This is a genomic window from Pseudomonas sp. LFM046 (assembly GCF_000949385.2).
GTDB lineage: Bacteria > Pseudomonadota > Gammaproteobacteria > Pseudomonadales > Pseudomonadaceae > Metapseudomonas.
On sequence record NZ_JYKO02000001.1, the window covers coordinates 2,077,666 to 2,095,868 of the forward strand.

General features: G+C 64.3%; 18 protein-coding genes. 15 read left to right on the forward strand and 3 right to left on the reverse strand.

All coding sequences use genetic code 11. The annotated features are described in order from the left end of the window. From sucC to TQ98_RS09660, 5 genes are all read left to right on the forward strand, one after another. Entirely contained in the window at window positions 1-1,167 is a 1,167-nt protein-coding gene (gene sucC / locus TQ98_RS09640; protein WP_044875211.1) for an ADP-forming succinate--CoA ligase subunit beta, read from the forward strand. Beyond that, window positions 1,167-2,054: a succinate--CoA ligase subunit alpha gene (gene sucD / locus TQ98_RS09645; RefSeq protein WP_028629428.1), complete on the forward strand. Its 888-nt coding sequence runs from the start codon at window positions 1,167-1,169 to the stop codon at window positions 2,052-2,054. The genes sucC and sucD overlap by 1 nt, the downstream gene beginning before the upstream one ends. 308 nt (window positions 2,055-2,362) lie before the next feature. Then, a complete protein-coding gene (gene brnQ, locus TQ98_RS09650) occupies window positions 2,363-3,676 on the forward strand; it encodes a branched-chain amino acid transport system II carrier protein (protein WP_044875212.1) in 1,314 nt (437 codons plus the stop codon). Between the two features lie 102 nt (window positions 3,677-3,778). Next, window positions 3,779-4,513 (forward strand): DUF599 domain-containing protein, encoded by a 735-nt coding sequence (locus TQ98_RS09655; RefSeq protein WP_044875213.1) that lies wholly within the window; start codon window positions 3,779-3,781, stop codon window positions 4,511-4,513. Continuing rightward, complete coding sequence (locus tag TQ98_RS09660) at window positions 4,510-4,899, forward strand: MAPEG family protein (RefSeq protein WP_044875214.1); 390 nt, start codon at window positions 4,510-4,512, stop codon at window positions 4,897-4,899. Before TQ98_RS09655 ends, TQ98_RS09660 begins: the two co-directional genes overlap by 4 nt. Window positions 4,900-4,957: 58 nt before the next feature. Here the strand turns inward: TQ98_RS09660 and TQ98_RS09665 are convergent, their stop codons facing one another. Then, complete coding sequence (locus TQ98_RS09665; RefSeq protein ID WP_044875499.1) at window positions 4,958-5,179, reverse strand: hypothetical protein; 222 nt, start codon at window positions 5,177-5,179, stop codon at window positions 4,958-4,960. A 170-nt stretch (window positions 5,180-5,349) separates the two neighbouring features. Between TQ98_RS09665 and TQ98_RS09670 the strand changes: the two genes are divergently transcribed. From TQ98_RS09670 to TQ98_RS09695, 6 genes are all read left to right on the forward strand, one after another. Then, entirely contained in the window at window positions 5,350-5,805 is a 456-nt protein-coding gene (locus tag TQ98_RS09670) for a PaaI family thioesterase (protein WP_044875215.1), read from the forward strand. After that, entirely contained in the window at window positions 5,802-6,245 is a 444-nt protein-coding gene (locus TQ98_RS09675) for a PaaI family thioesterase (RefSeq protein ID WP_044875216.1), read from the forward strand. Before TQ98_RS09670 ends, TQ98_RS09675 begins: the two co-directional genes overlap by 4 nt. 43 nt (window positions 6,246-6,288) lie before the next feature. After that, window positions 6,289-7,536, forward strand: a complete 1,248-nt coding sequence (locus tag TQ98_RS09680) for an MFS transporter (protein WP_103102930.1) — start codon at window positions 6,289-6,291, stop codon at window positions 7,534-7,536. A 139-nt stretch (window positions 7,537-7,675) separates the two neighbouring features. Next, window positions 7,676-9,574: a molecular chaperone HtpG gene (gene htpG, locus TQ98_RS09685; RefSeq protein WP_044875219.1), complete on the forward strand. Its 1,899-nt coding sequence runs from the start codon at window positions 7,676-7,678 to the stop codon at window positions 9,572-9,574. Window positions 9,575-9,810: 236 nt separating this feature from the next. Further along, window positions 9,811-10,599 carry a dienelactone hydrolase family protein gene (locus TQ98_RS09690; RefSeq protein WP_044875220.1) on the forward strand — a complete coding sequence of 263 codons (789 nt, stop codon included), beginning with the start codon at window positions 9,811-9,813 and terminating at the stop codon, window positions 10,597-10,599. Window positions 10,600-10,602: 3 nt separating this feature from the next. Continuing rightward, window positions 10,603-11,328, forward strand: coding sequence for a dienelactone hydrolase family protein (locus TQ98_RS09695; RefSeq protein WP_044875221.1), 726 nt, complete (start codon window positions 10,603-10,605; stop codon window positions 11,326-11,328). 74 nt (window positions 11,329-11,402) lie between these two features. On the opposite strand, the gene TQ98_RS09700 is transcribed toward TQ98_RS09695, so the two are convergent. Together TQ98_RS09700 and TQ98_RS09705 are read right to left on the reverse strand one after the other, a co-directional pair. Beyond that, a complete protein-coding gene (locus TQ98_RS09700) occupies window positions 11,403-12,263 on the reverse strand; it encodes a pirin family protein (RefSeq protein WP_044875222.1) in 861 nt (286 codons plus the stop codon). A gap of 20 nt (window positions 12,264-12,283) precedes the next feature. Further along, window positions 12,284-12,703: an OsmC family protein gene (locus TQ98_RS09705; protein ID WP_044875223.1), complete on the reverse strand. Its 420-nt coding sequence runs from the start codon at window positions 12,701-12,703 to the stop codon at window positions 12,284-12,286. Window positions 12,704-12,896: 193 nt separating this feature from the next. Between TQ98_RS09705 and TQ98_RS09710 the strand changes: the two genes are divergently transcribed. From TQ98_RS09710 to mddA, 4 genes are all read left to right on the forward strand, one after another. Beyond that, window positions 12,897-13,361 carry a DUF3859 domain-containing protein gene (locus TQ98_RS09710; protein WP_044875224.1) on the forward strand — a complete coding sequence of 155 codons (465 nt, stop codon included), beginning with the start codon at window positions 12,897-12,899 and terminating at the stop codon, window positions 13,359-13,361. Between the two features lie 65 nt (window positions 13,362-13,426). After that, entirely contained in the window at window positions 13,427-14,143 is a 717-nt protein-coding gene (locus TQ98_RS09715) for a response regulator (RefSeq protein WP_044875225.1), read from the forward strand. A gap of 254 nt (window positions 14,144-14,397) precedes the next feature. Next, window positions 14,398-17,220: a PAS domain S-box protein gene (locus tag TQ98_RS09720; protein WP_103102931.1), complete on the forward strand. Its 2,823-nt coding sequence runs from the start codon at window positions 14,398-14,400 to the stop codon at window positions 17,218-17,220. A 99-nt stretch (window positions 17,221-17,319) separates the two neighbouring features. After that, window positions 17,320-18,090: a methanethiol S-methyltransferase gene (gene mddA, locus TQ98_RS09725; RefSeq protein WP_044875228.1), complete on the forward strand. Its 771-nt coding sequence runs from the start codon at window positions 17,320-17,322 to the stop codon at window positions 18,088-18,090. The last annotated feature ends 113 nt before the right edge of the window (window positions 18,091-18,203 follow it).

The following is an 18,203-nucleotide window of genomic DNA, read 5'->3' on the forward strand; positions in this document are numbered from 1 at the left end:
ATGAATCTCCACGAGTATCAGGGTAAGCAGCTGTTCGCTGAATACGGCCTGCCCGTATCCAAGGGCTTTGCCGTAGACACCCCGGAAGAAGCCGCAGAAGCCTGCGAAAAAATCGGTGGCAGCGAATGGGTTGTCAAAGCCCAGGTCCACGCTGGCGGCCGCGGTAAAGCGGGCGGCGTGAAGCTGGTCAAGAGCAAGGAAGATGCCAAGGCCTTCGCCGCCAACTGGCTGGGCAAGCGCCTGGTGACCTACCAGACTGACGCCAACGGTCAGCCGGTCAGCAAAATCCTGGTTGAATCCTGCACCGACATCGCCAAGGAACTGTACCTGGGCGCCGTGGTAGATCGTTCCAGCCGCCGCATCGTGTTCATGGCTTCCACCGAAGGTGGCGTGGACATCGAGAAAGTTGCTCACGACACTCCCGAGAAAATCCTCAAGGCCACCATCGACCCGCTGGTCGGCGCTCAGCCCTACCAGGGCCGTGAGCTGGCATTCCAGCTGGGCCTGCAAGGTGACCAGATCAAGCAGTTCACCCACATCTTCGTGAACCTGGCCAAGCTGTTCCAGGACTACGACCTGGCCCTGCTGGAAGTGAACCCGCTGGTGATCAAGGCTGACGGCAACCTGCACTGCCTGGACGCCAAGATCAACATCGACAGCAACGCCATGTACCGTCAGCCCAAGCTGCGCGCCATGCACGACCCGTCCCAGGACGACGCTCGTGAAGCCCATGCGCAGAAGTGGGAACTGAACTACGTGGCCCTGGAAGGCAACATTGGCTGCATGGTCAACGGTGCCGGCCTGGCCATGGGTACCATGGACATCGTCAACCTCCACGGCGGCAAGCCGGCCAACTTCCTCGACGTTGGCGGTGGTGCGACCAAGGAGCGCGTGACCGAAGCGTTCAAGATCATCCTGTCCGACAGCAACGTCGCTGCCGTACTGGTGAACATCTTCGGCGGTATCGTTCGTTGCGACATGATTGCCGAAGGCATCATCGGCGCGGTGAAAGAAGTTGGCGTGAAGATCCCGGTGGTCGTCCGCCTGGAAGGCAACAACGCTGACCTCGGCGCCAAAGTACTGGCCGAGAGCGGTCTGAACATCATCGCGGCGACCAGCCTGACCGACGCTGCACAGCAAGTCGTCAAGGCCGCGGAGGGCAAGTAATGAGCGTCCTGATCAACAAAGACACCAAAGTCATCTGCCAGGGCTTCACCGGTAGCCAGGGTACTTTCCACTCCGAACAAGCCATCGCCTACGGCACCAAGATGGTCGGCGGCGTGACCCCCGGCAAGGGCGGCACCACCCACCTGGGCCTGCCGGTGTTCAACACCGTCAAGGAAGCCGTTGAAGCCACCGGCGCTGAAGCTTCGGTGATCTACGTTCCGGCTCCCTTCTGCAAGGACTCCATCCTGGAAGCGGCCAACGGCGGCATCAAGCTGATCGTCTGCATCACCGAGGGCATCCCCACCCTCGACATGCTGGACGCCAAGGTGAAGTGCGACGAGCTGGGCGTACGCCTGATCGGCCCGAACTGCCCGGGCGTGATCACTCCCGGCGAGTGCAAGATCGGCATCATGCCGGGTCACATCCACCTGCCGGGCAAGGTAGGCATCGTGTCGCGTTCCGGCACCCTGACCTATGAAGCCGTGAAGCAGACCACCGACGCCGGCTTCGGCCAGTCCACCTGCGTGGGCATCGGCGGTGACCCGATCCCGGGCTCCAACTTCATCGACATCCTGAAGCTGTTCCAGGAAGACCCGCAGACCGAAGCCATCGTGATGATCGGCGAAATCGGCGGTTCCGCTGAAGAAGAAGCTGCTGCCTTCATCAAGGCCAACGTGACCAAGCCGGTGGTGTCCTACATCGCTGGTGTAACCGCACCGCCCGGCAAGCGCATGGGTCACGCGGGCGCCATCATCTCCGGTGGCAAGGGCACTGCGGACGAGAAGTTCGCTGCCCTGCAGGACGCTGGTGTGAAAACCGTGCGTTCCCTGGCTGACATCGGCAAGGCCCTGGCCGAGCTGACCGGCTGGGAAGTCAAGAACGCCTAAGGCCTCTTGACCCGTACAAAGGCCACCCTTCGGGGTGGCCTTTGTCGTTTCTGGTGCAACTTTCAAATTGCTCGGTGCAACCATCTGTCGGACAAGCGACAGAATCGGTTGCCACTCCGACAGCCTGATCCAAGTCAGGAGCAACCCTCGGTAAAATCGGTAGGGTTGCAAGCATTCCGCTCGCCGAGCCCCAAAAGGGCAGAGGTCGGGCACTAGCGATCAATCCCAAACGGATGGATGACGTTTCCCCCGACCCAATCGGGAAACCCCTTCGGTAAACCCTGTTTCAGCGATGTGGTAATTCCCCAATGAAATCCTTGAAAGGCCAGGACATCCTGGCGCTTGGCTTCATGACGTTCGCCCTGTTCGTCGGAGCCGGCAATATCATTTTCCCGCCCATTGTCGGTCTGCAGTCCGGTCCCCATGTCTGGATGGCTGCCCTGGGCTTCCTGATCACTGCCGTCGGCCTGCCGGTCGTCACGGTCATCGCCCTGGCCAAGGTCGGCGGTGCCATGGACTCCCTCAGCAGCCCCATCGGCAAGACCGCTGGTGTGCTGCTTGCCGCGGTCTGCTACCTGTCGGTGGGCCCGCTGTTCGCGACGCCCCGCACCGCCACCGTGTCCTTCGAAGTGGGGCTGGCGCCTCTGACCGGCGATACCCCGCTGGCCCTGTTCGCCTACAGCCTGGTGTATTTCCTGGTGGTCCTGGCGGTATCCCTCTATCCGGGGCGTCTGCTGGACACCGTGGGGCGCGTACTGGCGCCGATGAAGATCGTCGCCCTGGCCATTCTCGGCATCGCCGCCTTCATGCTGCCCATGGGCGAGATTGGTGACGCTACCCCGGCCTATCAGGCTGCACCGTTCTCCCAGGGCTTCATCAATGGCTACCTGACCATGGATACCCTGGGCGCCCTGGTGTTCGGCATCGTCATCGTCAACGCGATCCGCTCCCGCGGCGTCGAGTCGCCTCGGCTGATTACCCGCTACGCCATCATCGCCGGCCTGATCGCCGGTGTCGGCCTGGCGCTGGTCTACATCAGCCTGTTCCGCCTGGGTGCCAACAGTCACGACATCGCCGGCACGGCCACCAACGGTGCCGCGGTCCTGCATGCCTATGTGCAACACACCTTCGGCAATCTCGGCAGCACCTTCCTCGCACTGCTGATCTCCCTGGCCTGCCTGGTGACCGCCGTGGGTCTGACCTGCGCCTGTGCGGAGTACTTCAGCCGCCTGTTGCCGCTGTCCTACCGCAGTCTGGTGATCATCCTCGCCACCTTCAGCCTGGTGGTCTCCAACCTGGGCCTGACCAAGCTGATCCAGGTGTCGGTACCGGTGCTCACTGCCATCTATCCGCCGTGCATCGTGCTGGTGGCCCTGAGCTTCTGCCTGGGGCTGTGGCACTCCCCAGGGCGCGTGGTCGCTCCAGTGATGGTGGTGTCGCTGCTGTTCGGCCTGGTTGACGCCCTGAAGGGCGCCGGACTGGCCGGCTGGATGCCCCAGTGGCTGTCCCACCTGCCATTGTCCGAGCAGGGCCTCGCCTGGCTGCTGCCGGCCGTTGCCGCCCTCGCCGTGGCGAGCATCTGCGACCGTCTGCTGGGCAAGCCGGTGGAAGTCGTCGCCTGAGTGTCGAACTCATGCACGAGAGGCCGCCTTCGGGCGGCCTTTTTCATGACGGTGCCCTCTGACGCACGGCTATAATCCGCGACGTTCTTCCAAGGAATTTGCATGTCGACCATTCTGCACAATTGGCCGCACCTGCTGGCCATGCTGTGGTTCATCACCTGCTGGGTGGGCTACACCCGCTACGCCATCTGGAAGGGCAGGGATACCGCCTGCCTGGCTTCGGTGCTGCATCTCTACCGCGAGGACTGGATGCGCCGCCTGCTGCTGCGGGATAACCGTATCGCCGACGCCAGCGTGATCGGCAACCTGGAGCGCAACGCGTCGTTCTTCGCCTCCAGCACGCTGATCATCCTGGCCGGTATTCTCACGGTCCTCGGTTCCACCGATCGCGCGGTCTCGGTGCTGCAGGACCTGCCATTCGTGCAGGCCGCCAGCACGGGCGTCTCCGAGCTGAAGCTGCTGGGGCTGGCGGTGGTCTTCGTCTATGCCTTCTTCACCTTCAGTTGGTGCATGCGCCAGTACAATTTCGCCGCCATCCTGGTGGGCTCGGCGCCCATGATCGGTGAAAAGCACGTCAGCGAGCTGGAAAGGAAAGCCTTTGCCGAACGCACCGCGCGGGTGATCTCGCTTGCGGCCAACCAGTTCAACTTCGGCCTGCGCAGCTACTACTTCGGCCTGGCCATGCTGGCCTGGTTCATCAACCCCTGGTTCTTCATCTTCGTGACCTCGGGCGTTGTCCTGGTGCTCTACCGCCGTGAGTTCCATTCCGATGTGCTGGATGTGATGGTCTATACCCCGACGCAGGCGCTGGAATCACACAAGGAGCAAGTCGAATGAGTATCCCGTTCTGGTGCCTGTTCTTTGCGGCCTTGCTCATTTACCTGGCGAAGATTCCTGTGGCCAAGGCCATGCGGGAGGAGGGCGGCGGCTACGACAATCGCAACCCTCGAGCGCAGCAGGCGCGCCTGTCAGGTCTTGGCGCTCGGGCGGTGGCGGCGCACCAGAACAGCATCGAGATCTTCCCGCTGTTCGCCGCCGGCGTGCTGGTGGCCCACAGCACCCAGACCCAGGGCTACTTCATCGATCTGCTGGCCGCGCTGTTCGTTGTCTCGCGGGTCCTCTACCTGTTCCTGTACTGGAACGACAAGTCCAGTCTGCGCAGCCTGGTTTGGGTTGTCGGCCTGCTCTGTTGCCTGTTGCTGATGCTGAGCCCCGCGCTCTGAAGGCACAAAAAAACAAGGCCCGCATAGGCGGGCCTTGTCATTTCAGGAGGCTGAGCCCTTACTGGCTCTTCTCCTCGGTCGGCGCGGTTTCCGGAGCGGCCGGGGCAGGCGCGCTCGGAGCCGGTGCAGCTTCCGGAGCCGGGGTCGGCGCGGTGGCCGGTGCGCTCGGCTGGGATTCGCTTGCCGGCGCCGCCGGGGCCTGGGCCTCTTCCTTCTTGTCGCAGGCGGCGAGACCAAGGCTGGCGGCCAGCAGCAGGGCGAGAGACAGGGTTTTCTTCATCATTGAGCCTCCATGTGTGGCTTTTCCTCGTTGATAGCCGTTGGAGTTGTGGCCAGATTCTAAGTTCCACGCTTATTGCAAAAAGCCTGACCCGCGAGTTCTGCCACGGCGTAGTCGGGACAACGCGGGTATGATTCTGCTCCTTGCCCACCGCCGCCAAGGTTGCAGTCATGACGGACAATTCCCTGATCGAACGGGCGCAGCTCTTCCTCTCCGCGCTGCGTCATTGCCAGGTGCTCGGCCTTACAGTGCACGACGCCACGCCCCAGGGCCTAACCCTGCGGCTGCCCTACAGCACCCAGATCATCGGCAACCCGGAAACCGGGGTGATCCACGGCGGCGCCATCACCACGCTGATGGATACCACCTGCGGCATTTCCACGGTCTGCGTGCTGCCGGAATTCGAAATCTGCCCGACCCTGGACCTGCGCATCGACTACATGCACCCCGCCGAACCTCACAAGGACGTCTTCGGTTTCGCCGAATGCTACCGCGTGACGCCCAACGTCATCTTCACGCGCGGCTACGCCTACCAGGACGACCCGGCCCAACCCATCGCCCACGTGGTCGGTGCGTTCATGCGCATGGGCAAGCCCGGCCAGCTCAAGCAGGGAGGTGCGGCATGAGCCTCGACCTCAACGCTCTGGTGCGCGAAGCCCACGACAAGAACGACTACGACTCGCTGGTGTGCCTGATTCCCTACGCCAAGCTGATCGGCATGGAGTGCCTGCGCCTGGGGGACGACATGGTCTTCCGCCTGCCGGCGAACAAGGACAACATCGGCAACCCGACCCTGCCCGCCATCCACGGCGGGGTGATCGCCGGGTTCATGGAGCATGCGGCCATGCTCCACCTGCTGATGTTCATGGGTACGCCACATATGCCCAAAATCATCGACTTCTCGATAGATTACCTTCGCGCCGGGCACTATCGTGACACCTACGTCCAGTGCCAGGTCTGGCGACAAGGCCGCCGTGTCGCCAACGTCGCCATCACCGCCTGGCAAACCACCCAGACCGAGCCCATAGCCACCGCCCGCGCTCACTTCAAGGTCGACGAACCTTGAGGCCCAGCGGCCGGTGCGTCCGGTCGCCCACAAGGAAAGTTCGATGGTTGCGTTACTGATACTTGGCGGTCTGCTGCTGATCATCACCGGCCTGGTCTGGCTGGTGATGCTGGCGTTCGGCACCAGCCTGCTGTGGGGCTTCGGCAGCCTTTTGCCGCCGGTCACCTTGGCCTACGTGTTCTCCCACTGGCGCACCGCGCGCAGGGCCGTGGCACTGGCTGCCATGGGCTTCATTCCGCTGGTGGTGGGCCTGGCCATGATGGCCGCCGAGGACCCGCAGCGCCTGCAGGAGATCCTCAGCCTGCACTGGCTGGAAGGTGAAGAGAACGCCGTCTCGGACCTGGACATCCGCCTCAGCGGCGAGCTCAACGGCCAGCGCTTCGTGCCGCTGCAGGCCGATCTGGTGGACGGCATCCTCAGCCTGCGAGAAGGCCAGGATTTCTATGCCCGCCGGGAACTGACCATCCGGCTCGGGCACCAGCCGGAAGGTGCGCTGCAACTGGACGTGCTGCCAAAGGACCCGGGGCCGCAGCCGGAAATCGAAATCAGCTGGCTGCTGCCTGAGCAGGAGCTGCCGGAGGCCCGGCGTATCCCGCGCGGCTACACCCTGCATCTGGACCTCCAGCCAGTGGAACCGAACCGGCTGGCCGGCGACTTCCACCTGGTGCTGCCGCCGAAGTTCGCCACCACGCTGACCGGGCACCTGGAGGTGTTCACCGATCGCCTGCGTTACCGCGATGGCCGGGTGGATACCACCTACGACTCCCGTGACACCCTGGCCTATGTGATCCGCGACTACCTGCAGCGCCGTTTCGCCACCCGCGATGTGGAGCTGGCGCCGCTGGCGACCCCCAGCTTCCCGGCAAAGGAGCTGAATCTGGAGGTGGAGGCCCGTATCGCCGGTCAGCCGCAGCACCTGACGTTGGAGTTGCTCAAGAACCAGGCCCAGGAATGGCGGGTTCGCCGCGATCGCTTCCCGCCCCTGTCCGAACCCGCCGCCCCGGCTTTGCCTGACCAGGCGAGCGAGCCGGAGCAGCCTGTGGCGGAAAGCGCCCGACCCGTGGACCGTCGGCTGCGGTTCTCCCTGCAGCGCTTGCTCAGCAACCCCGGCCAGTACCAGGAGCTGCGTATGCGTGTGTATACGGCGCGTGGCAGTACTGCCGAAGGCCGCTTTGCCGGGATCGACCGCGATGGCCGGATCCTGATTCGCCGCAACCTGGGCGGGGCAGGGGCCGCGAGCTTCAGCCTGGCGGCGGACGAGGTCCAGCGCATCGAACTGCTGGAGCCGTAAATCGGTGTCGAAGGGCGCTCGGCCCAACCTGCGGACGCATTGCGCTTCGCTAAGCACTTGAAATCTTTGTCGAAGGCCCCATCTGGATGTCATCCGCCGCCATACGCGGCTCAAGCCATCCACGTGGAGTCAGACGACCATGAGTGTGGAAACTCAAAAAGAAACCCTGGGCTTCCAGACCGAGGTGAAGCAACTGCTTCACCTGATGATCCATTCCCTGTATTCCAACAAGGAAATCTTCCTCCGCGAGCTGATTTCCAACGCCTCCGACGCCGCCGACAAGTTGCGCTTCGAAGCGCTGGCGACGCCGGCGCTGCTGGAAGGCGGCGCTGACCTCAAGATCCGCGTCAGCTTCGACAAGGACGCTCGCACCATCACTATCGAAGACAATGGCATCGGCATGAGCCGTGACGAGGTGATCGCGCACCTGGGCACCATCGCCAAGTCCGGCACCGCCGACTTCCTGAAGAACCTCTCCGGTGACCAGAAGAAGGATTCCCACCTGATCGGCCAGTTCGGCGTGGGCTTCTACTCCGCCTTCATCGTTGCCGACAAAGTGGACGTCTTCACCCGTCGCGCTGGCCTGCCGGCCTCCGAGGGTGTGCACTGGGCCTCGAAGGGCGAGGGCGAATTCGACGTCGCCACCGTCGACAAGGAAGAGCGCGGTACCCGCATCGTCCTGCACCTGAAGAGTGGTGAAGAGGAGTTCGCCGACGGCTGGCGCCTGCGCAATGTCATCAAGAAGTACTCCGACCACATCGCCCTGCCCATCGAGCTGCCGAAGGAGCATCACGGCGAAGAAGCGCCTGCCGAGTTGGAGTGGGAAACCGTCAACCGCGCCAGCGCCCTCTGGACCCGTCCGCGCACTGAGGTGAAGGACGAGGAATACCAGGAGTTCTACAAGCACGTCGCCCATGACTTCGAGAACCCGCTGACCTGGAGCCACAACAAGGTCGAGGGCAAGCTGGAATACAGCTCTCTGCTCTACGTCCCGGCCCGTGCCCCGTTCGACCTGTACCACCGCGAGGCCCCGCGCGGCCTGAAGCTGTACGTGCAGCGCGTGTTCATCATGGACCAGGCTGATCAGTTCCTGCCGCTGTACCTGCGCTTCATCAAGGGCGTGGTGGACTCCAACGACCTGTCCCTGAACGTCTCCCGCGAAATCCTGCAGAAGGACCCGGTGATCGACTCCATGAAGTCGGCGCTGACCAAGCGCGTGCTGGACATGCTGGAGAAGCTCGCCAAGAACGAACCCGAGCAGTACAAGGGCTTCTGGAAGAACTTCGGTCAGGTGCTGAAGGAAGGCCCGGCGGAAGACTTCGCCAACAAGGAGAAGATCGCCGGCCTGCTGCGCTTCGCCGCCACCAGCGACGAATCCGGCGAGCAGAGCGTCTCCCTGGCCGATTACATCGGTCGCATGAAGGAAGGCCAGGACAAGATCTACTACCTGACCGGCGAGAGCTATTCCCAGGTGAAGAACAGCCCTCACCTTGAAGTCTTCCGCAAGAAGGGCATCGAAGTGCTGCTGCTCACCGACCGCATCGACGAGTGGCTGATGAGCTACCTGTCCGACTTCGATAGCAAGGGCTTCGTCGACGTCGCCCGTGGCGACCTGGACCTGGGCAAGCTGGACTCCGAAGAGGACAAGAAGGCCCAGGCGGAAGTGGCGAAGACCAAGGAAGGGCTGATCGAGCGCCTGAAGAAGGTGCTGGATGAGCAGGTCAGCGAAGTGCGCGTGTCCCACCGCCTGACCGACTCCCCGGCGATCCTTGCCATCGGCGAACAGGATCTGGGTCTGCAGATGCGTCAGATCCTCGAAGCCAGCGGTCAGAAAGTGCCTGACTCCAAGCCGATCTTCGAGATCAACCCGGCCCACCCGCTGATCGAAAAGCTGGACAGCGAGCAGGACGAGGACCGCTTCGGCGAACTGTCCCACATCCTCTTCGACCAGGCCGCCCTGGCCGCCGGCGACAGCCTGAAGGACCCGGCCGCCTACGTGCGCCGCCTGAACAAGCTGCTGGTGGAACTCTCCGCCTGATCGCCGGAAGGAACGAAAAGGCCCGCCATTGCGGGCCTTTTTCTTTGGGCGGATTTCCACCTTCGGGGGAACTCAGAGGTCGTGTCCCTGGTGGACTCGCTAAGCCTTGCAAATAGATTCGCTCCCACAGGCCATTTTGCTTCTCGGCTGCAGGAGACCCATGCATCGAAGAGGTTGGGAAGTCCGCTTCGCGAGGGGGTCTAAGCTCAGTCATCCCCTGGCACAGGAGAGCACTCATGAAACGTTTGCTGCTGCCTTCGCTGCTGTTCGCCGTCGCTGGCCCCACGTGGGCAGCCATGGTGACCCAGGCGGTTCCCTACGAAATCGACGGCAAGGCCTTCCAGGGCTCGCTGGTCTATGACGATGCGATCACGACCCCACGCCCCGGCTTGCTGATGGTCCCCAACTGGATGGGTGTCACCCCGGCGGCGGCTGAGCAAGCCAAGCAGATCGCCGGTCAGCGCTATGTGATCTTCATTGCCGACATGTACGGCAAGGAGATCCGCCCGGCCAACCCCGACGAAGCCAAGGCCGCCGCCACAGCCGTGCGAAGCGACCGCCCCCTGATGCGCAAACGCGCGCAGGCCGGCGTCGAGACGCTCAAGGCACAGGGCAGCAAGGTGCCGCTGGACCTGGCCAGCCTCGGCGCCATCGGCTTCTGCTTCGGCGGGGGCAGCGTGCTGGAACTGGCCCGCTCGGGAGCGCCGCTGAAGGGCTTCGTCTCCTTCCACGGCAACCTGGATACGCCCAATCCTGCCGATGCACGCAATATCCGTGCGCCTGTGCTAGTACTTCACGGCGCCGACGACCCAGCAGTGCCCAAGGCCCAGGTGGATGCTTTTACCGCTGAAATGACTGCGGCCAAGGCTGACTGGCAACTGGTCAGTTACGGCGGCGCCGTCCATTCCTTCACCGAGCCCGGGGCCAATGTGCCGGGGCGCAACGAATACAACCCGAAGGTCGCCGCCCGCGCCTACCAGGCCATGAACGACCTGTTCGATGAAGTCTTCAGCCACGCGAGGTAATCCATGATGCAGATCCAGTCTCTGGCCCTTGGCTACACCGCCGATGGCATGGACTTCGAAGGCCGCCTCCTGTTCGACGCTGCCGATAGCGCTCCACGTCCGGGCCTGCTGATGGCCCCCAACTGGTTCGGAGTCGGCGATGGTGCAGTGGAGATGGCTGCCCAGGTAGCCAGCCATGGCTACCGGGTGCTGGTGGCCGACGTTTACGGTGCGTCGGTTCGGCCGTCCAATGCCGCCGACGCGGGTGCTGCCATGCTGCCCCTGAAGCAGGATCGCGCGCGGCTTCGCCGCCGCCTGCTGGCGGCCTTCGATGCTCTGGAAAGCCAGCGGTTGGCACACCAGGACGGTAGTCGTCTGGCAGCCTTCGGATTCTGCTTTGGAGGCACCTGCGCGCTGGAACTGGCACGGGCAGGGGCGCCACTGAAGGCAGCGGTGTCCTTCCATGGTGCCCTCGATACGCCCGACCCGAGGGATGCACGGAATATCCGGGGCACGGTGCTGGCGCTCGATGGCGCCCTTGACCCGCTGGTGCCGCGCGAGCAGTTGCCGGCCTTTGCGCAGGAGATGGGGGAGGCTGGGGTGGACTGGCAATTGCTCAGCTACGGCGGCGCCGTGCATTCGTTCACCGATCCGGCGGCCAACAATCCGGGCACTTCGCAGTACAACGCCAAGGTGTCGCGACGAGCCTTTGCCGCGATGTATGCGCTGCTGGACGAGGTCTTCGCCTGATCGAGAGACCTCATCCTGAGCAAATTCAAGATCGACCCGTAGGGTGGGCTTCAGCCCACCGCCCGGCCTCCAGCTCAGCGCGGCAATTCGATCCGGCTGGTTTCCCCCGGCACCACCGGCCAATCGCCCGCCGCCCAGCGGCTCCGCGCCTGGTCGATCAGCTCCGGGCTGCTGGACACGAAGTTCCAGTTCATCCGCCGTGGGCCATCCAGAGGTGCGCCGCCGATCATCACCAGGTGGCACTCGCTGCTGGCCGAAAGCACGTACTCAAACCCTTCGGGCAGCACCGCCAGGCTACGGGGTTCCAGCGGCTGATCGTCCAGCAGTGCTTCGCCCTCCAGCAGGTAGAGGGCCCGTTGCGGGTGTTCGCCGGGAATGGTCAGGGTGGCGCCGGTTTTCAGGTGCAGGTCGGCGTAGAGGGTAGGTGAGAGCACCGGTACCGGGGACTCCATGCAGAAGCCGCTTCCAGCGATCAGGCGAATGCTCACGCCCAGCGACTCCTGCTGCGGCAGGCTGGACGCCGGATGATGGCTATAGCTCGGCTCGCAGTCCTCGTGCTCCTTCGGCAGGGCCAGCCAGACCTGCAGGCCGTGGGCGCGGGAGCCGCTGGCCAACAGCTCCGCCGGGGTGCGTTCGACATGGGCAACGCCACGGCCTGCGGTCATCCAGCTGACGTCGCCGGGTTTCACCCGCTGGTCCGAGCCCAGGCTGTCCTTGTGTTGCAGCTCGCCCTCGAACAGATAGGTGAGGGTGGAGAGGCCGATATGGGGATGCTGGCGCACATCCATGCCGCTGCCGGGCGGGTAGTCCGCCTCCAGCATGTGATCGAAGAACACGAAGGGGCCGACGCTGCGGCACTGGGCCGAGGGCAGCGGGCGGAGGATAGGCTGCCCGGCGACCTCTTCGGCGCGGGGGCGGATGGTGAGGATGTTCATACTGGGCCGTCCTGCGTGGGTCACTGGCTGAAATTGCCTTCGGCGAGGCGCGTCTCGATGCTCACCTCCACCTGGGTCATCAGCTTGTGCACGGGGCATTTGTCGGCGATTCGCAGCAGGGTGGCGCGCTGCTCGTCTGAGAGGGGGCCGCGCAGGGTCAGCTTCACGTCCAGGCGGTAATGGCCTTTGCGCTCTTCGCTGTCGTCGCGGGTCACCTCGACGTCGATGCCCGTCAGCGGAATGCCGTTCTTTTGGGCGTAGTAGGTAACGGTCAGCGCCTTGCAGCTGCCCAGGGCCGCATCGAAATAGTCATGGGGCTCCGGGTCCGCACCGGCACCGCCCAGGTCCGCTGGCAGGTCGGTGAACAGCGGTGCCTTGCCCTCCAACTCGATACGTTGGCGGGTGCCATGGGCGGAATCACGGGTAAGACGGATGGTCATCGCAGGCCTCCTGGCCGGTAAGCAGATTGGGTCCCCGCTAGGCTAGCGCAAAGGACGGCGGCCGGGCAGCGGGGAGGTGGTGACTCAGGAGGTTACTGCCATGGAGGCGGCATCGAAGAAGGCGCAGCACGTCTGTCATAAGCCTGTCATGGCCATGTCATAGCCTCGCGCCACCGCAAACAAGGAGCGCGACATGATCACCCTTCGAATGACAGCACTCATGGCCCTGGGCCTGGCTTCCGGCGTTGCCCTGGCTGACGTGCGGGTCGACGGGCCGGTGGAGTACGGCATCTTCGAATCCCAGTATCAGGACTACCAGCCGGGTGAGCGCGTGCTGACCCGCAGCAACCAGAACATCGAGCAGACCGATGTGATCCCGGCCAAGCTGGGCACCAAGTTCGGCATGCGCTACACGCTGCTCGGCAAGCAGGAAAAGGATGCTCCCCTGACCCTGCTCTACCTCACCCCCGGCGTGGTCACCCCGGACGGCAAACGTCACGACAAGTTCGTCGTGGAGCAGAAAATGGCCCCCGGCGCCCCCACCGACGTCATGGCCTACGAGTTCACCGAGCATTACGAAGTCGTGCCGGGCGAGTGGCGCTTCATGGTCTTCCAGGGCGATCGCCTGCTGGCTGAGCAGAGCTTCACCGTCCGCTGATCCCGCGCGCGTCGCTATGGCGCGCTATAGTCGCTGGGTCTGAGGCAGGCAAGAGGCGCGGGCCCATGGCCGAACAGATCAGCATCCTGGTGGTGGACGACGACGAGGCAATCCGCGAACTGTTGCTGGATTACCTCGGTGGCCAGGGCTACCAGGTTCACGCCGTGGCCGACAGTGGCCAGCTGCGGGCGCGGCTGGCCGAAGCTTTGCCCGACCTCGTGCTGCTGGATGTGGGCCTGCCGGGCGAGGACGGCCTCAGCCTGGCGCGCTACCTGCGCGAGCATCACGACCTGCCGGTGATCATGGTGTCCGGTGCCGGCACGCCGCTGGACCGCATCGTCGGGCTGGAGGTCGGCGCCGACGACTACCTGGCCAAACCCTTCGACCCCCGTGAGCTGCTGGCTCGGGTCAAGACCGTGCTGCGGCGTTATCGTCGAGTACCGGCCCCGACCCACGCCGCGGCCGAACCTGACAGCGCCTGCCTGCAACTGGGCCTCTGCCGCCTTGACCTGCAGAGCCGCCAGTTGTTCGACGCAACGGGCGAGGAAATTCCCCTCACCGCCATGGAGTTCGACCTGCTCCAGGCCTTCGCCCAGCGGCCCAACCGGCCCCTGTCCCGCGACCAGTTGCTGAACCTCACCCAGAACCGCGACTGGAACCCCTTCGACCGCTCCATCGATATCCGAATCGCCCGTCTGCGCCGCAAGCTGGAGCAGGACCCGGACAAGCCACAGATCATCCGCACCGTACGCGGTGTGGGGTACATGTTCGTGCCGGGCTGAAAGCGATGCGGAAGGGTGCGCCGTGCGCACCGGCGGTTTGACGGGGTACCGAAGACGGCCCTGGAATCGGTGCGCACAGCGCACCCTACGGTCCTGACCCGGCGGAAGGGGCAGGTCTTGTGCACGGGAGAAGATTCGCCCCGCATGCCGGGTGACTGCTTTGTTTCAATTGTTTCAATGGTCTCGGGAGCCCTCCGGGCCGGGCCCGGCTGTTCCTATACTCAGGCTGTCCGCCACCGCCGGAGGGCTCGACAGTGAGCCAACCCCAGACCAGCCACTTCACCATCAGCGCCGAAGAGCATCGCCTCCGGCAGATCGTCGACAACAGCAGCGCGGTGATCTACGTGAAGGATCTCGACGGCCGCCTGGTGCTGGTCAACCGTGCCTTCGAGCGGCTGTTCAAGGTACGCGCCGAACGGGTGCTGGGGCGCACCGACCATGACTTCTTCCCCAAGGAGATGGCCGACGTCCTGCGGGCCAATGACCTGCGTGTCGCCCAGCTCGGCCATGAGCTGGAGTTCGAGGAGCAGGTGCCCATGGCGGGCGGTATTCGCACTTACCTGTCGACCAAGTTCCCGCTCTTCGACAGCGAGGGGCGGGTCAGTGCCATCTGCGGCATCTCCACCGACATCAGTTCACGCAAGACCCTGGAAGAAGTGCTGCGCTTCGTGGCCCTGGGGGTGTCCGCCGCCACCGGCAACGAGGTGTTCGAGGCCATCGCCCGCTACATGGTGCGGTCGCTGAACGCCGACTTTGCCTTTGTCAGCCGCATCAGCGACCAGGGGCCCCAGGCCCTGACCACCCTGGCCCTCTATTACGGTGGCCGGCTGCACCAGAACGCCACCTATGACCTCAAGGGCACGCCCTGTGCCGAGGTGTTCGGCCGCAGCTTCCATTTCGTGCCCCGGGACCTGCGCTGTTCCTATCCCGCTGATGAGGTGCTCGCCGCCTTCGGTGTCGACAGCTACGCCGGCTACCCGCTGTTCGCCAGCGACGGCCGCCCCCTGGGCCTGATCGCCGCAGGCCGTCTCGGTCCCATGAGCGACCGTGACAAGGTGGAGTCGGTGCTGCGCATCTTCTCGGTCAGGGCGGCAGCGGAAATCGAGCGACTGGAAGCGGAGGCCAGCTACCGGGCGATCTTCGATACCTCGGAAGACGCCATCTTCGTCCACGACATCGAGACCGGCGCCCTGGTGGACGTCAACCCCAAGGCGTGCCGCGCCTATGGCTACAGCTACGAGGAAATGCTCAAGCTGGACATCGACGCCTTCAGCGCCGGCTACACCCCCTATACCGGCAAGGAGGCCGCCGGCCATCTTGCCCGGGCCGCCGCCGGCCAGGTCCAGCGTTTCGAGTGGCACCGGCGCAACCGTGACGGCAGCCTGCATTGGGATGAGGTGCTGCTGAAACGCGTGGCCATCGGCGGCATCGACCGCATTCTCGGCATCACCCGTGAAATCACCCAGCGCAAGGAGGCCGAGCAGGCCCTGCGCGCCAGTGAGATGCAGTACCGCGCCATCACCAACACCGCCCTGGACTGCTTCATCAGCATGGACGAGACGGGGCGGGTGCTGGCCTTCAACCCGGCGGCGGAGCAGTGCTTCGGTATCAGCCGTGAGCAGGCGCTGGGGCATTCGCTGCTGAAGCTGATCATCCCGCCGCGATTCCGTGACGCCTATGAGCGGGCCTTGGAGCATTACCTGATGACGGGCCATGGCGCATTCCTCGGCAAGCGCATGGAGGTGGTGGCCCAGCGCGCCGACGGCCAGGAATTCAACGCTGAACTGGCCCTGACCCAGGTGCCGGGCGACGAAGGGCCGCGATTCATCTGTTACCTGCGTGACATCACCGAGCGCACCCAGGCCGAAGAAGAACGCGCCCGCCTGGAGCAGCAGTTGCGCCAGGCCCAGCGCATGGAGGCCATCGGGCACCTGACCGGGGGCATTGCCCACGACTTCAACAACCTGCTGACCAGCATGCTGGGCTACACCGTGATGGCCCAGGAACTGGCGGAGCAGGGGAGTGACGAACGCCTGGGCAAGTACCTGTCGAGGGTACAGCGCTCGGCGGAGAAGGCCCGCGACCTGATCCAGCAGATGCTCACCTTCAGCCGGGGCAGCCGTGGCAAGCCGCAGGTGGTGTCCCTGGACCTGCTGCTAGGGGATTTCATCCGGTTGGTAGAATCCACTTTGCCGGCCACGGTCGAGCTGGAAGTCCAGCTGGACCACGATCTGCCGCGGGTACTGGCGGACCCGGTGCAGCTGGAGCAGGTACTGATGAACCTCTGCATCAACGCCCGCGACGCCATGGGCAGTGTCGGCCAGTTGCGGGTCAGCCTGGGCCAGCAGGATCTGGAGGGGGTCTGCGCCTCCTGCCAGCAGGGCATCAAGGGCCATTTCGTCGCCCTGACGGTGAGTGACAGCGGTCCGGGTCTCGATCCGACGCTGCGTTCGCAGATATTCGAGCCGTTCTTCTCCACCAAGGCGAGTGGGCAGGGGAGCGGGATGGGGCTGTCCATGGTGCACGGCATCGTCCATGAGTACGGCGGCCATATCCATCTGGAGAGTGTTCCGGGGCGAGGCGCCACCTTCCGCATACTGATGCCGGTCCACAGCCAGGCAGTGGGGCCGGAGGACCATGGCGTACCTGCAACCGAGCGGCCGGCGCTGCGTTCGGCACTGCACGGCCGCGTGGCGGTGGTGGACGACGATGTCACCGTGGCCGAATTCATGGGTGAGTTGCTGGAGGGCTGGGGGCTGGAACCGGGCGTCTTCTGCGATGCGGAGCAGGCCAGCCAGCAACTCTGCGCCGATCCCTTCGCCTGGGACTTCGTCATCCTCGATCAGAGCATGCCGCGTCTGTCTGGCCTGCAACTGGCGCGGCGCCTGCTGGCTTCCCGCGCCGACCTGCCCATCGTGCTCTACACCGGGTTCAGCGATTCGCTGCTGGAGAGCGATGTGCAGCGGCAGGGGGTCAAGGCACTGCTGACCAAACCCCTGAACCAGCAGCGCCTGCATCAACTGTTGCAGGCCTGGCTGAGCAGCCCGAGGAGCGGATACAAAGCGGAAACAAACTGAGCGCTCTCAGCCATAGGGCTGATACAGCCCGGGGCGAGGATGGTGTCCAAGGCGGAGCGGAGCGATCCCGCCGACCAGAACCCCCGGCAGGAGCGCATCATGTTCACCTACCTCAAGCGCGTTTCGATCTTTGTCTACGGGCTGATCAGCTACCTGATCTTCTTCGCCACCTTCGCCTATTCCATCGGTTTCATCGCCAACCTGCCGTTCGCCCCGCGAACCCTGGATGGTGACCCGCGCATGCCGTTCTGGGCGGCACTCGGCATTGATGTTCTGCTCCTGGGTGTGTTCGCCGTGCAGCACAGCCTGATGGCCCGCCCGGCCTTCAAGGCCTGGTGGACCCGATGGGTACCGCAAGAGGCCGAGCGCAGCACCTATGTGCTTTTCTCCAGCCTGGCGCTGATCCTGCTGTACAGCTACTGGCAGCCTCTGGGTGGCGAGATCTGGAACATCGAGAACCGTTCGGGCCGGCTGGTGCTGGGCGCCACCTTCGGTTTCGGCTGGGCGCTGGTGTTCTACGCGACCCTGCTGATCAACCATTTCGACCTGTTCGGCCTGCGCCACGTCTGGCTGAACCTGCTGGGCAAACCCTACACCGAGCTGGAGTTCAAGACGCCGGGCGCCTACAAGCTGGTACGCCATCCTCTCTATGCGGGCTGGTTCCTGTGCTTCTGGGCGACTCCGACCATGAGCGCGGCGCACCTGCTGTTCGCGGTGGTGACGAGTATCTATATCCTGGCCGCCATCCAGCTCGAAGAACGCGATCTGCTGCGGGCGCACCCCGAGTACGCCGATTATCGACGGCAGGTGCCGATGCTGCTGCCGCGCATCACCGGCAGCAAGGCGGAGGGTGGTCGCGAAGCGGCCTGAGGGTTGGAGGAAAAAAGAAGAAGGGCGCCGCACAGGCGCCCTTTTTCGTTTGGAGCGCTATCCACCCCGTAGGTTGGCGCCGAGCCTGCGAGGCCCAACGATACCCAGGGCGG

What these genes read in the sequence shown, in the direction of transcription:
- TQ98_RS09670 (WP_044875215.1), top strand. Translation starts at nt 5,350, where the DNA reads ATGACGGACAATTCCCTGATCGAACGGGCGCAGCTCTTCCTCTCCGCG.
- sucD (WP_028629428.1), top strand. Translation starts at nt 1,167, where the DNA reads ATGAGCGTCCTGATCAACAAAGACACCAAAGTCATCTGCCAGGGCTTC.
- sucC (WP_044875211.1), top strand. Translation starts at nt 1, where the DNA reads ATGAATCTCCACGAGTATCAGGGTAAGCAGCTGTTCGCTGAATACGGC.
- TQ98_RS09675 (WP_044875216.1), top strand. Translation starts at nt 5,802, where the DNA reads ATGAGCCTCGACCTCAACGCTCTGGTGCGCGAAGCCCACGACAAGAAC.
- TQ98_RS09665 (WP_044875499.1), bottom strand. Translation starts at nt 5,179, where the DNA reads ATGAAGAAAACCCTGTCTCTCGCCCTGCTGCTGGCCGCCAGCCTTGGT.
- brnQ (WP_044875212.1), top strand. Translation starts at nt 2,363, where the DNA reads ATGAAATCCTTGAAAGGCCAGGACATCCTGGCGCTTGGCTTCATGACG.
- TQ98_RS09655 (WP_044875213.1), top strand. Translation starts at nt 3,779, where the DNA reads ATGTCGACCATTCTGCACAATTGGCCGCACCTGCTGGCCATGCTGTGG.
- TQ98_RS09715 (WP_044875225.1), top strand. Translation starts at nt 13,427, where the DNA reads ATGGCCGAACAGATCAGCATCCTGGTGGTGGACGACGACGAGGCAATC.
- TQ98_RS09710 (WP_044875224.1), top strand. Translation starts at nt 12,897, where the DNA reads ATGATCACCCTTCGAATGACAGCACTCATGGCCCTGGGCCTGGCTTCC.
- TQ98_RS09680 (WP_103102930.1), top strand. Translation starts at nt 6,289, where the DNA reads ATGGTTGCGTTACTGATACTTGGCGGTCTGCTGCTGATCATCACCGGC.
- TQ98_RS09660 (WP_044875214.1), top strand. Translation starts at nt 4,510, where the DNA reads ATGAGTATCCCGTTCTGGTGCCTGTTCTTTGCGGCCTTGCTCATTTAC.
- htpG (WP_044875219.1), top strand. Translation starts at nt 7,676, where the DNA reads ATGAGTGTGGAAACTCAAAAAGAAACCCTGGGCTTCCAGACCGAGGTG.
- TQ98_RS09700 (WP_044875222.1), bottom strand. Translation starts at nt 12,263, where the DNA reads ATGAACATCCTCACCATCCGCCCCCGCGCCGAAGAGGTCGCCGGGCAG.
- TQ98_RS09705 (WP_044875223.1), bottom strand. Translation starts at nt 12,703, where the DNA reads ATGACCATCCGTCTTACCCGTGATTCCGCCCATGGCACCCGCCAACGT.
- TQ98_RS09690 (WP_044875220.1), top strand. Translation starts at nt 9,811, where the DNA reads ATGAAACGTTTGCTGCTGCCTTCGCTGCTGTTCGCCGTCGCTGGCCCC.
- mddA (WP_044875228.1), top strand. Translation starts at nt 17,320, where the DNA reads ATGTTCACCTACCTCAAGCGCGTTTCGATCTTTGTCTACGGGCTGATC.
- TQ98_RS09695 (WP_044875221.1), top strand. Translation starts at nt 10,603, where the DNA reads ATGATGCAGATCCAGTCTCTGGCCCTTGGCTACACCGCCGATGGCATG.